Origin of the sequence: Ruegeria sp. AU67, assembly GCF_900312795.1 — a bacterium.
Lineage (GTDB): Bacteria > Pseudomonadota > Alphaproteobacteria > Rhodobacterales > Rhodobacteraceae > Ruegeria > Ruegeria atlantica.
The window spans coordinates 130,786-144,271 of record NZ_OMPH01000040.1 but is presented as its reverse complement, the minus strand read 5'-3'; the positions used below and the strand labels follow the sequence as shown (position 1 = coordinate 144,271).

Annotated in this window: 16 protein-coding genes; 8 read left to right on the top strand and 8 right to left on the bottom strand. The window is 56.1% G+C overall.

Features of this window, described 5'->3' with window-relative positions:
- Positions 1 to 6: 6 nt before the first annotated feature.
- Positions 7 to 186: a hypothetical protein gene (locus tag DK510_RS20135; protein WP_109313628.1), complete on the top strand. Its 180-nt coding sequence runs from the start codon at positions 7 to 9 to the stop codon at positions 184 to 186.
- Here DK510_RS20135 and map read toward each other — a convergent pair.
- Positions 174 to 986 carry a type I methionyl aminopeptidase gene (gene map, locus DK510_RS20130; protein ID WP_058274999.1) on the bottom strand — a complete coding sequence of 271 codons (813 nt, stop codon included), beginning with the start codon at positions 984 to 986 and terminating at the stop codon, positions 174 to 176. The two genes, DK510_RS20135 and map, sit on opposite strands and share 13 nt — an antisense overlap.
- Before the next feature lie 200 nt (positions 987 to 1,186).
- Between map and DK510_RS20125 the strand changes: the two genes are divergently transcribed.
- Entirely contained in the window at positions 1,187 to 2,002 is an 816-nt protein-coding gene (locus tag DK510_RS20125) for a class I SAM-dependent methyltransferase (RefSeq protein WP_109313627.1), read from the top strand.
- 26 nt (positions 2,003 to 2,028) lie between these two features.
- Here DK510_RS20125 and sfsA read toward each other — a convergent pair whose 3' ends face one another.
- Entirely contained in the window at positions 2,029 to 2,745 is a 717-nt protein-coding gene (gene sfsA, locus DK510_RS20120) for a DNA/RNA nuclease SfsA (protein ID WP_109313626.1), read from the bottom strand.
- 39 nt (positions 2,746 to 2,784) lie between these two features.
- Positions 2,785 to 3,540: an SDR family NAD(P)-dependent oxidoreductase gene (locus DK510_RS20115; protein ID WP_109313625.1), complete on the bottom strand. Its 756-nt coding sequence runs from the start codon at positions 3,538 to 3,540 to the stop codon at positions 2,785 to 2,787.
- Positions 3,541 to 3,639: 99 nt separating this feature from the next.
- Between DK510_RS20115 and DK510_RS20110 the strand changes: the two genes are divergently transcribed.
- The 5 genes from DK510_RS20110 (at position 3,640) to DK510_RS20090 (ending at position 7,189) form a co-directional block, all read left to right on the top strand.
- The gene (locus tag DK510_RS20110) at positions 3,640 to 4,203 is read left to right on the top strand and encodes a TetR/AcrR family transcriptional regulator (protein ID WP_109313624.1); all 564 of its coding nucleotides are present in this window, start codon (positions 3,640 to 3,642) and stop codon (positions 4,201 to 4,203) included.
- 70 nt (positions 4,204 to 4,273) lie between these two features.
- Positions 4,274 to 4,996, top strand: coding sequence for a molybdopterin-binding protein (locus DK510_RS20105; protein ID WP_109313623.1), 723 nt, complete (start codon positions 4,274 to 4,276; stop codon positions 4,994 to 4,996).
- A complete protein-coding gene (locus DK510_RS20100; RefSeq protein WP_109313622.1) occupies positions 4,993 to 5,712 on the top strand; it encodes a GNAT family N-acetyltransferase in 720 nt (239 codons plus the stop codon). Before DK510_RS20105 ends, DK510_RS20100 begins: the two co-directional genes overlap by 4 nt.
- Positions 5,713 to 5,756: 44 nt before the next feature.
- Complete coding sequence (locus DK510_RS20095; protein WP_370247417.1) at positions 5,757 to 6,290, top strand: peroxidase-related enzyme; 534 nt, start codon at positions 5,757 to 5,759, stop codon at positions 6,288 to 6,290.
- Positions 6,287 to 7,189, top strand: a complete 903-nt coding sequence (locus DK510_RS20090; protein WP_109313621.1) for an OmpA family protein — start codon at positions 6,287 to 6,289, stop codon at positions 7,187 to 7,189. Before DK510_RS20095 ends, DK510_RS20090 begins: the two co-directional genes overlap by 4 nt.
- Before the next feature lie 433 nt (positions 7,190 to 7,622).
- Here the strand turns inward: DK510_RS20090 and DK510_RS20085 are convergent, their stop codons facing one another.
- Together DK510_RS20085 and DK510_RS20080 are read right to left on the bottom strand one after the other, a co-directional pair.
- Positions 7,623 to 8,954 carry an isoprenylcysteine carboxylmethyltransferase family protein gene (locus DK510_RS20085; protein ID WP_109313620.1) on the bottom strand — a complete coding sequence of 444 codons (1,332 nt, stop codon included), beginning with the start codon at positions 8,952 to 8,954 and terminating at the stop codon, positions 7,623 to 7,625.
- A gap of 130 nt (positions 8,955 to 9,084) precedes the next feature.
- The gene (locus DK510_RS20080; protein WP_058275233.1) at positions 9,085 to 9,990 is read right to left on the bottom strand and encodes a LysR family transcriptional regulator; all 906 of its coding nucleotides are present in this window, start codon (positions 9,988 to 9,990) and stop codon (positions 9,085 to 9,087) included.
- A gap of 228 nt (positions 9,991 to 10,218) precedes the next feature.
- Between DK510_RS20080 and DK510_RS20075 the strand changes: the two genes are divergently transcribed.
- Positions 10,219 to 10,659, top strand: coding sequence for a DUF4399 domain-containing protein (locus DK510_RS20075; RefSeq protein WP_109313619.1), 441 nt, complete (start codon positions 10,219 to 10,221; stop codon positions 10,657 to 10,659).
- Positions 10,660 to 10,685: 26 nt separating this feature from the next.
- Here the strand turns inward: DK510_RS20075 and DK510_RS20070 are convergent, their stop codons facing one another.
- The 3 genes from DK510_RS20070 to DK510_RS20060 all read right to left on the bottom strand — a co-directional run bounded on the left by DK510_RS20070 (position 10,686) and on the right by DK510_RS20060 (position 13,435).
- The gene (locus DK510_RS20070) at positions 10,686 to 11,063 is read right to left on the bottom strand and encodes a hypothetical protein (RefSeq protein ID WP_109313618.1); all 378 of its coding nucleotides are present in this window, start codon (positions 11,061 to 11,063) and stop codon (positions 10,686 to 10,688) included.
- Positions 11,060 to 11,311 (bottom strand): hypothetical protein, encoded by a 252-nt coding sequence (locus tag DK510_RS20065; protein ID WP_234999171.1) that lies wholly within the window; start codon positions 11,309 to 11,311, stop codon positions 11,060 to 11,062. The genes DK510_RS20070 and DK510_RS20065 overlap by 4 nt, the downstream gene beginning before the upstream one ends.
- 96 nt (positions 11,312 to 11,407) lie before the next feature.
- Positions 11,408 to 13,435: an NADPH-dependent 2,4-dienoyl-CoA reductase gene (locus DK510_RS20060; protein ID WP_109313616.1), complete on the bottom strand. Its 2,028-nt coding sequence runs from the start codon at positions 13,433 to 13,435 to the stop codon at positions 11,408 to 11,410.
- Between the last annotated feature and the right edge of the window lie 51 nt (positions 13,436 to 13,486).

Below are 13,486 nucleotides of genomic sequence, written 5' to 3'. Positions count from 1 at the left end.
TGGCGGATGGACCGCACCGCCACTTCTCTGTTCTGGACCCATTCACAGGCCGCTGAATCCCACACCGGACCCGCGCCCAAGCCTTTGCGCGCGCCCGTGTTCATCCACGACGCGATTACGCCGTGGGGAACGGAAACATTGCTGCTGAAACTGCTGCGCGAGCAGGCCGCCGATCAGGACGAATAGGTCGGATGGAACTTGTTGCCCGGTGACAGGGTAAAGATATCGACGCCATCAGCCGTCACACCCACAGAGTGTTCGAACTGCGCTGACAGTGACTTGTCGCGGGTCACCGCAGTCCAGTCATCGGCAAGTGTTTTCGTCTCAGGACGGCCAAGGTTCACCATCGGTTCGATGGTGAAGAACATGCCCTCTTCCAGAACCGCGCCAGTGCCCGGACGGCCATAGTGCAGCACGTTTGGCGGCGCGTGGAACACTCGGCCCAGGCCGTGACCACAGAAATCGCGCACGACGCTCATCCGATGCGCCTCGACATAGGCCTGAATCGCGTGGCCGATATCACCGAAGGTGTTGCCCGGCTTGACCGCCTCGATGCCTTTGAACAGGGCATCATGTGTCACTTGGACCAGACGCTCAGCCTTGCGGGGCAGTTTGCCCGCAACATACATGCGCGAAGTATCGCCGAACCAGCCGTCTACGATGACCGTAACGTCGATGTTCAGAATGTCGCCATCCTTCAGCTTCTTGTCACCGGGAATGCCGTGGCAGACCACGTGATTCACGCTGATACAGCTGGCATGCTGATAGCCCTTGTAGCCAATTGTTGCCGATGTCGCGCCTGCATCCTCGACCATCTGCGTGATCATGCCATCAATCGCGCCAGTGGTCTGGCCCGGAAAGACATGTTCTGCAATATCGTCGAGTATCCGCGCGGCCAAGGCCCCTGCCGCATGCATGCCGGCAAAGTCACCCTGTTCGTAAATGCGGATGCCGTCCTTGGTCAGACGGCCACGATGTTCTTTCATCGACGCTAAGCTCCAAATGTTGCGCGCAGCCTGCCTTTTACGCTGCTTGTGCAGAAAGTTCCAGAGGGTGCGCGTTTGCGGGTGTTAAATGGCGCGGAATGCCCTCGGATCAAGGCTGCAAAGTCTATCAAATTCGCTCAAAATCATAATTTCAGATAGAATGTTGTTTTTTCGCAGTGAGATCGTTTTGGAGGATCGAAATGTCCAGCAGTTCTGCCAATTTTATCGGTGAAATTCCACACCATTACGATCAGGGTCTGGGACCGAACATTTTCGTAGACTATGCCGACAGGTTAACCGGGCTGTGTGGCGGCCTTGAAACGGGTCGCGTTCTGGAGCTTGCCGCAGGAACGGGAATTGTCAGCCGTAAGCTGCGCGACGCGTTAAACCCGTCTGTTTCACTGACGGTTACGGACCTTAATCCGCCCATGTTGGAGATTGCAAAAGCCAAGTTCTCCGGCAGTGAGAATGTCGAGTTTGCCCAAGCGAACGCAATGGAACTGCCCTTCGAAGACAACAGTTTTGACCTTATCGTTTGCCAGTTTGGCGTGATGTTCTTTCCGGACAAAACTGCGTCATATCGCGAAGTCGCCCGTGTTCTGAAGCCAGGTGGCCGGTACGTGTTCAATGTCTGGAGTGATATGTCCGAAAACCCGTTTTCCGAGACAGCCCACAAAGCGGCGATGACGTTCTTTCCCGAAAACCCACCCGGATTCTACAAGGTCCCGTTCCACTACGGCGACCCCGACATCGTACACGCGGACCTTGCAGCCGCAGGTTGGGGGACCGTTACGCACGAAACCACCAGGTTGAACAAAGCAATCGCCGATCTTGAGAAATTTGCGACAGCCCTGGTGTATGGAAATCCGTTAATTGACGAAATCAGAGCGCGCGGAGGTGTCGATCCGGATGCGGTTGTGGCCGAAATGCTGTCGGCGCTGCGGTCCAGATTTGAGGCCAGTGATATGGTGATGCCCCTTTCAGCAACCCAGTTCGAATGCCGAAACAAGGGGTGAACCGGACCTGAGGGGGGCAAGTGATATTACCCGGGCAGGTTAAAGTCCCCGAACCGTGTGGTATCCACCCAAACACCGTCGGGCGAAATTTGCGTACCATACACCAATCGCTCTACACCCTTCGCCTGTGCCGTCTCAAATGCCGCCGCATAGGCCGCGTCTATATCCGCCGCCAAACCAAACCGATCGCAATCCGTGCGCTGCACCAGATACAGCATGATCGCGCGATGTCCTTGGGTCACCATGGCCGTCAGCTCTCCTAGATGTTTGGTACCGCGTGCGGTGACGCTGTCGGGGAACTCTGCCAAACATGGTTCACGGGACAGGGTCACGCTTTTGACTTCGACATAGGCGTCGGGCAGGCCAGGTTGCGTCAGCAGAAAATCAATACGGCTGTTTTTACCGTACTTCACCTCGGGACGGACGGTTTCATAGGCCGCAAGCTCAGGTAATTCACCGGCCTCAAGAGACGCGCGCAGGGCTTTGTTGGGCACCGAGGTGTCAACACCGGTAAAATGCCCATTCTCATGATCGACCAGACGCCAGCCATATTTCAGCTTTTTCTTCGGGTCGTCATTGGGCTCCAGCCAGATCTTCTCACCCGGTTCGGCCAAACCCAGCATGGAACCCGGATTGGCGCAATGTGCGGTTACTTCGCGCCCGTCCTCCAACTGGCAATCGGCCAGAAAACGTTTGTAGCGTCGGATCAGGCGGGCGGGGATCAATGGGGTGGCAAACTTCATGCCACCCGGCTTAACGCGCGCCCGCCCGTATAGGAAGTGTCAGACGAGGCCTGCCATTACGCCACCATCCACATCCCAGACTGCCCCGGTGACCCAACCTGCATCATCGGACAGAAGATGGGTGACGGTATGCGCCACATCCTCGGGCAGACCGACGCGGCCGATCGGGTGGAAAGCGTCGAAGGCATCGGTCAAGGTCGCCTCGATCTGGTCCGGCGCGATGAAGGCACCATAGATGGGGGTCACCACCACCGCCGGAGAAACGGCGTTCACTCGGATCTTATGTTCCGCCAGTTCCATTGCCAGATGCTGCGTCAGGGAATGAAGCCCGGCTTTGGCCATCGAATAGGCCGAGGACGGTGTGGCGCGAACTGCCTGTTTTGCCCACATAGAGCCTATGTTGACGATATTTCCGCCTCCGTTGGCTATCATGTTTTCGACCACGGTCTGTGTGATGAAAAAGGTCGCGCGGTTCAGGTCCAGATAGCTGTCGTAATCCTCGGCCGTGTGTTCCATGAACGGTTTTGGCGCGAATGTCCCGGCTGCATTCACCAATCCCTGAATGTGACGCGTGTCCGATTTGATCTGGTTGATCAGTCTTTCGACGTCTGCCGCATCGCGCAGGTTCGCGCGGTGTATGTCCGCGGCGCCGCCGAGTTCCGCTTTCGCCGCGTCCAACTTGCCAGCGGATGACCCGACAAGGATCACGTGCCCGCCGCTTGCTATGATTTGGCGCGCTGTGGCCAGACCCATTCCGCTGGATCCGCCGACGATAAGTGTTGTTGTCTGTGTCATGATCAAATTCCCTATCTACTGATAGGTAGATATATTGAGCTTGGAAACTGAAATACAACCCCCTATCTAGTGGTAGGTAATTTTTAGATTGATGAGCAGATGCCCAAAACGGAAAAACCCCTGTCAGAAACTGCCAGCCATATTTTGGATGTGGCCGAGCGTATGGCGCGACAAGGCGGGTATTATGCCTTCAGTTTTCGCGACATCGCAGCAGAAATCGGCATCAAATCGGCCAGCATTCACTACCATTTTCCCACCAAGGAAGCTTTGGGTGAGGCGCTGGTTACCCGGTACACTGATCGGTTCCTGGGGGCGTTGGGACGGTTGGACGAAGCCACGCCTTTGGAATCTCTTGAACAATATGTGGCGGCATATCGACAAGCATTGATCGAACAGGACCTGATGTGCCTGTGCGGTATGTTCGGTGCTGAAATCGCAAGGTTGCCGGACCCGGTCGCCAGAAGAACGCGTGAGTTTTTCGAACGCAATCTCGTATGGCTGGAAACGGTTTTCCGGGCCGCAGGGGCCGCGAATCCCGAAGCCCGAGCAGGGAAAACGATTGCCCGCCTGGAAGGGGCGATGATTCTGGCGCGGTCGATGAACGATATGGACCTGTTCCAACGCGTCACTGCCGATTTGCCTGCCCAAGCGCTGCGAGAATGACAAACGGGCCTTGCGAGGTTCAGCAGGAACGATATCTTGCGGCCTGTGCCATATCAGGAAAGGACAGGTCATGCCGAACCCAACCGCAGCAATGCTTGTGATCGGGGATGAAATCCTGTCGGGACGCACCCGGGATGCGAACATGCATTACCTTGCGCAGGAACTGACCAAGCAGGGCATTGATCTTAAAGAGGTTCGTATGGTCAGCGATGACGTCACTGCCATCGAACAGGCCGTGCGCGCCCTGTCGGACCGCTTTGATCATGTGTTCACCAGTGGCGGAATAGGCCCGACCCATGACGATATCACGGCCGACTGCATTGCCCGCGCCTTTGGTGCATCGATTGACGTGCGCGCCGACGCCCGCGCACTGCTGGAGCGACACTATGAGAATTCAGGGCTAGAACTGAACGCCGCGCGCCTGCGGATGGCACGTATTCCGGAAGGTGCGAAATTGATAGACAACCCGGTCTCAACTGCGCCGGGATTCACCCTTGGCAATGTGCACGTCATGGCGGGAATCCCCACAATTTTTCAGGCTATGGTCGCCAGTGTTTTGCCTAAGCTGACCGGCGGCGATCCCCTGTTGTCGCAAACGCTGCGGGTCAACCGGGGTGAAGGTGATATCGCCTCGACCCTGTCGGCTTTGGCTGAGGATTACCCTGATCTCGCCATCGGCAGCTATCCGTTTCAGGTAAATGGTGTATTCGGCTCTAACGTGGTGGTTCGGGGCACGAATGGGTCACAGGTCGATGCGGCCACGACCCGGTTGGCGAAAGAGCTGGAGCTTTGAGCCCGAACTGGGCCGACGTTGTCGACGGCACATGGCCGGCGGCTCGGTTCGAGACAATTGGCCCTTTTCGCCTGCGGCAAGGGTTGGGTGGTGGCTCACGCGTTTCCGCAGGTAGCGCTATGGCATCGGCGACCGACGCGGATATTGAAGCCGCCGAACAGGCAATGCGCGCGATGGGTCAGCGGCCCATATTCTGCCTGCGACCGGGCGACGAACGGCTGGATCAGCAGCTTGCGGATCGTGGCTATGACATTCTTGATCCCGTCAACATCTACCAATGCCCGGTCGACCACCTGACCGATACGCCCATCCCTCGGGTCACCGCCTTTACCATCTGGAGTCCACTGGCGATCATGAACGAGATCTGGGCGCAAGGCGGTATCGGGCCAGAGCGGCTGGCTATCATGGACCGCGCCGAGGGGCCGAAAACGGGGATATTCCTACGTCATTCCGATCACCCGGCGGGGACCGGTTTTGTCGCCATTCACGACGACGTCGCCATGGTTCATGCGCTAGAAATGTTACCGGCCTATCGCCGTCAGGGCTTGGGAAAGTGGGCCATGCGCGCGGCTGCAATCTGGGCGCAGAAGAACGGCGCAAAAACGCTAAGTGTGATCTGCACCAAGGCCAATGACGGGGCAAATGGTCTCTACCATGCGCTCGGGATGGAGATAACCGGCGAATACCATTACCGTCAGCTTGTCCAAGGAGAGTGACCACCGTGACCGATCAAACCCTGCCCACCGCGCTGGACCTGCCGATGGTGGACCCGCTGCCGCCTGAGACGCAGAAGTACTTTGATATCTGTGTCGAAAAACTGGGCTTTGTGCCCAATGTTCTGAAGGCTTATGCGTTCGACATCGACAAGCTGAACGCGTTTACGGCGAATTATAACGACCTGATGTTGGGTGACAGCGGGTTGTCAATACTGGAACGCGAAATGATTGCGGTGGTCGTGTCCGCGATCAACAAATGCTTTTACTGTCTGGTGGCCCATGGTGCAGCTGTTCGGCAATTGTCGGGCAATCCGCAATTGGGCGAGATGCTGGTTATGAACTACCGCGTGGCCCCTCTGGTCGATCGTCAACGCGCCATGCTGGATTTTGCTGCCAAGATAACGACCGCCAGTACCGAGATCGAAGAACCTGATCGCCAACGTCTGCGCGATGTTGGTTTCAGCGATCGGGACATTTGGGACATTGCCAATGTGACCGGCTTTTTCAATATGTCGAACCGGGTGGCTAGCGCAACAGCGATGGCCCCGAACGACGAATACCATACGCAGGCCCGATGATACGAGCCGCAGCCCTTTTTCTGATGATGATGGCCAGTCAGGGTCTTGCACAGAACCTGACGTTGCCCTCTGGCGCACGGCTGGTCAGCGACCGGACGAGTGAATTGGACAGCTATGAGCTGCCAATCGGCCCTTTCGTCGACGGTGCAGTGCCCGCAAGAGAGGTTGAAGGAAAGGTCGAGCGGTTAACGTGGCGGTTGCAATCGGGCTCTAGCACAACGCTGCAATTGCTGGCGCCGCTGCGGGATCAGATCGCCGCGCAGGGGTACGAGATCCTGCTTGAGTGTCAGGCCAAAACGTGTGGCGGGTTTGATTTTCGATTTGGCACCGAAGTCGTGCCCACACCGGACATGTATGTGGCCATTCAGGACTATCGCTTTTTGTCCGCCATTCGGGGGGGCAATGTGGTCAGCCTGCTGGTCAGCCGCAATCCGCCTGACGGGTATGTGCAGATGATCCGCGTCACACCGGTAGGGGCAGAGGCTCCGCCGCCGCTTGTGATCGACGAGCCAGTCACGTCGTCCAGCGACCTGTTGGCCGAATTGGAGCAAAACGGCCATGCAATATTGGAAGATCTTCATTTCCGTACCGGAGAGATGACGTTGGGCGAAGGGCCTTTTGCGTCGCTAGAACTGGTTACGGAGTTTCTGACCAAAAACCCAAATACCCGGTTGGCACTTGTAGGCCACACCGATGATACTGGTGCGCTGGATGCCAATATTTCGATCAGTACCGGCCGGGCACAGGCCGTGCGCGCCCGTTTGATCCAAGCACATGGGATCGCGCCAGACCGGGTCGAGGCGCGTGGGATCGGCTATCTGGCCCCGCTCACGTCGAATGCCACACCGGAAGGCCGCGACCTGAATCGCCGGGTCGAGGCGGTCTTGCTAGTTAACTGAAGCCTAAAAGCAGCGCTCACTTTGAACTGAATGAGACTACACAAGCCTCCCATAATGGACCAAACCAACGACTTTTAGTTTTTTGATTCTCGGAGGAGGTAGTGGTGTGCCGCCTACACCTGCATCGGCCTATTCTCGAGCTTGATTTGATAATTGCCCGCGCCTTTTGCCATGGGCAGGTTTACCAGCCTGAGTTTGCGCACCGGTTGGCCAGAGAGCAGCACGCGCCAAGTTGACTGACGTCACTCAGCTTGAAATGAAGAGCTGTCTTTGTGCCTTGTTGTTAAGCGGCGATAAATGAACAGATCGCGATCCAATTGACCCTGAATAAGTGCATCTCTGCAATATTAACTTCGTTTGATGTTCTAAGTCCTCACAAGGCAGCGCTTTTTCTAGCAGTTTAGAATAGTGTTCGATCAGTTGCAAAGAAACACTAGCGAGTGTGAGGTTTGCGACGACCCGAAAGTATTCGCGCAAACAGGCCATTTACCTTAATCCACTCGGAATATTCACGATAGTCCGCATCCGCCATAAGGTGTTTTTCTTCAGTTTTGGCCCGGGCGTAGTAAACTGCGTTTACACCAAGTAGCAAAATACAGCTTTGAACAGCCGCCGCCGTTCCGAGGTTTGAAAGGAAGGGTACAGACATCAACCACCACATAGCGTTTTTTGACAGGTACGCCGGGTGCTTGGCATGGCGAAACGGCCCGGTCGTAATTATCCCGCGATGTGTCAGATTCGAGAATCTAATTCCGAATGCAACCGTGGCCCAAGCATAAATCACTGCAAGTACCACGATCGCCGACCCCCATAGTGTCAAAAGCAGTGGCATCCCTTCAAACCAATATGTCCAATCTTGAGTGCCGGATTTGTAATCAAGAGGGCCACCTGAAGTCATGAGAATGAAAGGCGGGTAACAGATCAACGCTGCAACCCAAGAAGAAAGGTAAGGGTTTGCTGTTCTGATGTGTGAGTCCAGCGCTTTAAAGGTGCAAAGATATCCAATCGTCCCGATGCAGACGTCCACGAAAAACGTCAATTGAATTACGAAAAAAACGGTCGGCAGCGGTTTAGAAAAAAAATTACTCAGATCAGCGTTGATCATGGAATGAATGTTCGTCGGCAGGATCGAGATCATAAATGCTAAGAAAAAACCTTTGACGAGCCATGCGCGACAATGATCTTTGACCTTTTGTCGGTCGACAGCCGAGTAGTTTAACGTGACCAGCTTTCCAAAATGCCAAAGCTCGTCGTGAGGATCCACCATGTGGCGAGTGGTAAATGCAATGTAAATTGGCGACAGGATCCAGAGCAATGGAAAAACGACAAGAGACAATGCCCGGGTCAACTCGTATTTCGATGCTTCATAGGTTGGGATGAGTTGATAAGCTAGGGCGATCACAAGAAAGGTAGCACCCAGACCTAAAGTTTTTGTAACTGTAATCTCCATGACATCAGACCGGTGTCTTGCCAGCCCATAATCCAAGCCTGTGGAAGCGCGCAAGTGTGCTTTGTCGAGCAAAATAGTCGATGCAATCATCGTTGCCGCAGGCAAACCCAACAACATCATAATGGATTGCAGCAAGGATACTTCGAAATACGCTGCTCCCATTGTGGCGCAGAACAAGGAAACGACACCGATCAATCCAGTGGCTTCGCTTACGGCCGATTTCGGAAGCTGCCTTGAACTGACAAAAGCCGCCGAGTGCGGTGCGCCTCCGGATCCTTTTTTCTCGCTGGCATTGGTCTCAATCGCCGTGCTCATTCCCTAACCCTTTTTCATCTCATTGCATGGTATTAAGGAAACCGGCACATGGATTCTGGCCCCCAAATTTCAGCAGCTTCTCAGAGTATCCTTGCGATGTAATCGCCTTAATGTCGCGCTGCTCCTGAGTTCACCAGTCCATCGGGCCTTTTTCGTGAAAGGCGTCGACGAGAAAATCTATGAATGCCCGCACCTTGGGCTGTGTAAAGCGTCCGGGTGGGTAAACGGCGTAGACGCCCTGTACCTCGTCCGGAAGCGATGGCATCGCATCCACAACGGCACCGGATTTCAGCGCTTCTGCGTATAGATAGCTGGGCAGATATGCGATCCCCAGACCAGAGATGGCGGCGTTTAAAAGGGATTGCCCATCGTTCACGCTCAGCCACCCTGCGGTGCGAACCTGTCTTTTTTCACCCGACGGCGCGGTCAGCCTCCACACGTTGCCAGAAGACTGGCTCGAGTAATGCAGCAGCTTGTGTTCGTTCAGGTCGTCAATTTTCTGCGGTCGACCGAATTTCTCGACATAGCTGGGCGCTGCGACCATCCGTTTGACAGTTTCTGTCAGTTTACGGGCGCGCAGGGTGCTGTCTTCCAATTCACCAATCCGGACGGCCACATCGAATCCTTCTGAAATCAACTCGACGTAGCGGTTGTTCAGAACCATGTTCACTGTGATATCAGGATAGGCCGCCAGAAAATCCGACAGAACCGGAGACAGATGATTGACGCCGAAATCTGTTGCAACGCTGATCCGAAGCAGACCCGAGGGGGCGGATTGCATCGAAGTCACAAGCGCATCAGCTTCGCCCGCATCATTTAGAACGCGCCGTGCGCGATCGTAATATGCTAGGCCAATTTCCGTCGGCGACACGCGCCGGGTCGTGCGGTTCAGCAGCCGTGCGCCCAGACGGGCCTCGAGGCTGGAAACATGCTTTGACACGGCCGATTTGGAGATGCCCATTTTCTTGGCCGCATCGGTGAAGCCACCTTGGTCCACCACATTGGCAAAGGCTTCCATTTCGGTCAGTCGGTCCATTCTCATTCCCCAGGTCTTAGTCCTTTTTTCCAACCTGACGTCCAATCTAGGCGGAAACAGGGCGGACATGGGATAATATCAGGGTTTCAATTCGGATCGTTTGCATATGGGAAACGCGGAAACGATGGTTTCCTAGATGGCCACAAAGCCTGTAAGCCAAGGGTTTTGGGTGATTTCGGCCAGATATGCTAGGGTGACAATGGCAAATTTGTGACCACGGAGGAGATCATGAAAGCCATTTATACCATCGCAGCCATATGTCTGTCCGCGACCCTTGTATGGGCGGGTGGCGAGACGCCGTCGAACCCAGACGCACGGGTCTATTTTGTAAACCTGTCGGACGGCGACACGGTTTCATCGCCGGTGACCGTGGTCTTTGGGCTAAGCGGGATGGGCGTGGCCCCCGCCGGAACCGAGGTGGAAAACACCGGGCACCACCATTTGCTGATCGACCGCCCGCCATTGGGTGAGGGCGGGGACGGTGTGGACGAGCTGGCCTATGGTCTGCCTGCGGACGACAACCATCTGCATTTCGGCGGGGGACAGACCGAAGTGACAACGGAATTGGCCCCTGGTGCACACACGCTGCAACTGGTGCTGGGCGATGCCGGGCATGTGCCACACTCCCCTCCTATTGTGTCCCAGGTGATCACGATAACGGTCGAGTAGCCGACGTGCCTTCGCGGCGCAGGCAACTATGCCACGTCGGGCAATAGGAAAATACGGCGCGCCAGCGCCGAATTCAGCCGTTCTTGTGGATACCATTGGCTGAGGGCGGTCTTGGCCATCAAATCGGGGTTTTCCGCAATGAATGCCTCGAAAGTACTGGATTGTGAACTGGCAAGACGCTCTGCGATCAGGCTCATGAATGCGTAAGTGATCGTCAGGTTGAACTTATCCGGGGCGCCGGCTTTGGCCGCAAGTGTTCGGATCCCTTTGGCGTAGATCGCTGCAGCATCGATGAAATCGTACTTTCGCAGCAGGTCATATGCGACCTGTACATGTTCGGCATGTCCGAACGTTGTGTTGTCGATGGCGTGTGCCTCAAACGCGCTGGTGATGTCGGTGCTCATTCTCCGTCCTCCTTGAAACGGTGGCTGTCCTCGGCTGTCCAGTCGAGGTCGTAGACATTTTTGAGCTGTTTGATCTTCTCCAGCGTTTCCTCGGAAAACGCTGGCTTGTTCTCAAAGCTATGCAGGGTAATCCCCTCGATCAGATCGCCAAGGGTCATGTCCAGCGACTCTGCCAGCCCCTTGAGGACTTTCAGCAGGCGTTTTTCGATACGAATTCCCGTTTGGGTGCGTTCTGTTTTCTGACTCATGGCGTACATATGTATATTAATACCAATAGAGTCAAGCCGCACAAAAAAAGCCGCCTCTTTCGAGACGACTTCCTGCAGTTCAATTGAGGTGTTGCTTTAGAACGTAGCCGCCAGCCGCGTCCCCTGATTGATCGCCCGTTTAGCATCCAACTCTGCCGCCACATCCGCACCGCCGATCACGTGCGGAGTGATACCCTGGTCGATCAACGCATCCGCCAGGCTGCGCTCGGATACCTGACCGGAACACAGAACGATTGTGTCCGCCGCGATCACGGTCGGATCAGCACGTTCTTCGCCAAAGCTGACATGCAGGCCGTCTTCGTCGATGTGCTCGTAATTCACGCCGCCCACAAAATTGACGTCCTTCATCTTTAGCGTAGCGCGGTGAATCCAGCCGGTTGTTTTACCCAAACCTTTCCCATGCGCCTGTTTCTTGCGCTGTAACAGAGTGACCTCACGCGCAGGTGCCGCAGGTTGCGGACCCTCAGGTGCCAGGCCCGAGCGGTGTTCGGCCGGGTCTGTGACGCCCCATTCCTTCATCCATGCGGGCAGGTCGGTGGTAACGCTGTGGCCGTCTTCCAGCAGGAATTCGGACACATCAAACCCGATGCCGCCGGCACCGATCACGGCGACTGACTTACCGACATCCGCCTTTTCGCGCAGCACGTCGATATAATTGATGACGTTGTCCCGATCCTGACCCGGGATTTGCGGATCGCGCGGAATGACACCAGTAGCGATAACCACCTCGTCAAAGCCGGTCAGGTCGTCAGCGCTGACTTCGCGGTTCAGCTCTACCTTCACACCCAGATCGGTCATCATGGTGCGGTACCAATCGACCAGTCCCCAGAACTCTTCTTTGCCCGGAACCTGCTTGGCCATGTTCAATTGGCCGCCAATCTCCGAGGCGCGATCGAACAGGGTCACGTCGTGTCCGCGCTGGGCTGCGGTCATCGCGGTGGACAATCCCGCGGGGCCGGCGCCGACAATGGCAATCGTCTTTGGCGCTTCAGTTGTGGTGATTTCCAATTCGGTCTCATGGCAGGCGCGCGGGTTCACAAGGCACGAGGTCAACTTGCCGCTAAAGGTGTGGTCCAGACACGCCTGGTTGCAGGCAATGCACGGCGCAATCTGTGCCGCTTCACCTGCAATTGCCTTGTTGACGAAATCTGCATCGGCGAGCATCGGACGGGCCAGAGACACCATGTCGGCGCAACCCGTCGACAGGACCTCTTCGGCGACCTCTGGCGTGTTGATCCGGTTCGAGGTGATGACGGGGATAGAAACCTTACCCATCAGCTTTTTCGTTACCCAGGCGAAGGCCGCGCGCGGAACGCTGGTGGCGATGGTCGGAATGCGTGCTTCGTGCCAGCCGATGCCGGTGTTGATGATCGTGGCACCGGCCTCTTCGATACGCTGGGCCAGTTCAACGACCTCTTCATGGGTCGAGCCATTGGGGATCAGGTCGATCATCGACAGGCGATAGATGATGATAAAATCAGTGCCTACGGCTTCACGCGTGCGGCGAACGACTTCGATCGGCAGGCGCATACGGTTCTCATAGGACCCGCCCCAATGGTCGGTACGCTTGTTGGTGTGTTTCACAATGAACTGGTTGAGGAAATATCCCTCGGACCCCATGATCTCGACCCCGTCATAACCCGCTTTCCGGGCCAGAACGGCAGCGTTCACGATGTCGCTGATCTGTTTCTCGATACCTTCCTCGTCCAGCTCATTCGGCGGGAAGGGCGAGATCGGGGATTTCACCGGGCTGGGGGCCACACATTTCGGACCATAGGCATAGCGACCCGCATGTAGGATCTGCATCGCGATCTTGCCCCCCGCGTCGTGCACCCGCTGTGTGACGATGGAATGGTTCGCGACTTCTTTGTCATTGGTCATCATCGACGCGCCGGGCAGCACCGATCCTTCAAGGTTCGGGCCAATCCCGCCTGTCACCATCAATGCGACACCGCCACGGGCGCGGTCGGCATAGAACTCGGCCACACGGTTCCAGTCGCCGGTTTCCTCAAGCCCTGTGTGCATCGACCCCATCAGGACGCGGTTCTTCAAAGTCGTAAAGCCCAGATCCAGCGGGGCCAGCATATTTGGGTACGCAGTCATGGCGAACTCTCCCTCCCGATTTGTCGACGCTAGATTGACCTTCACGTCAAC

Excerpts from the sequence above, each read along its gene's own strand:
- DK510_RS20135 (WP_109313628.1), top strand. The coding sequence starts at position 7 with ATGGACCGCACCGCCACTTCTCTGTTCTGGACCCATTCACAGGCCGCT.
- map (WP_058274999.1), bottom strand. The coding sequence starts at position 986 with ATGAAAGAACATCGTGGCCGTCTGACCAAGGACGGCATCCGCATTTAC.
- DK510_RS20125 (WP_109313627.1), top strand. The coding sequence starts at position 1,187 with ATGTCCAGCAGTTCTGCCAATTTTATCGGTGAAATTCCACACCATTAC.
- sfsA (WP_109313626.1), bottom strand. The coding sequence starts at position 2,745 with ATGAAGTTTGCCACCCCATTGATCCCCGCCCGCCTGATCCGACGCTAC.
- DK510_RS20115 (WP_109313625.1), bottom strand. The coding sequence starts at position 3,540 with ATGACACAGACAACAACACTTATCGTCGGCGGATCCAGCGGAATGGGT.
- DK510_RS20110 (WP_109313624.1), top strand. The coding sequence starts at position 3,640 with ATGCCCAAAACGGAAAAACCCCTGTCAGAAACTGCCAGCCATATTTTG.
- DK510_RS20105 (WP_109313623.1), top strand. The coding sequence starts at position 4,274 with ATGCCGAACCCAACCGCAGCAATGCTTGTGATCGGGGATGAAATCCTG.
- DK510_RS20095 (WP_370247417.1), top strand. The coding sequence starts at position 5,757 with ATGGTGGACCCGCTGCCGCCTGAGACGCAGAAGTACTTTGATATCTGT.
- DK510_RS20090 (WP_109313621.1), top strand. The coding sequence starts at position 6,287 with ATGATACGAGCCGCAGCCCTTTTTCTGATGATGATGGCCAGTCAGGGT.
- DK510_RS20085 (WP_109313620.1), bottom strand. The coding sequence starts at position 8,954 with ATGAGCACGGCGATTGAGACCAATGCCAGCGAGAAAAAAGGATCCGGA.
- DK510_RS20080 (WP_058275233.1), bottom strand. The coding sequence starts at position 9,990 with ATGGACCGACTGACCGAAATGGAAGCCTTTGCCAATGTGGTGGACCAA.
- DK510_RS20075 (WP_109313619.1), top strand. The coding sequence starts at position 10,219 with ATGAAAGCCATTTATACCATCGCAGCCATATGTCTGTCCGCGACCCTT.
- DK510_RS20070 (WP_109313618.1), bottom strand. The coding sequence starts at position 11,063 with ATGAGCACCGACATCACCAGCGCGTTTGAGGCACACGCCATCGACAAC.
- DK510_RS20065 (WP_234999171.1), bottom strand. The coding sequence starts at position 11,311 with ATGAGTCAGAAAACAGAACGCACCCAAACGGGAATTCGTATCGAAAAA.
- DK510_RS20060 (WP_109313616.1), bottom strand. The coding sequence starts at position 13,435 with ATGACTGCGTACCCAAATATGCTGGCCCCGCTGGATCTGGGCTTTACG.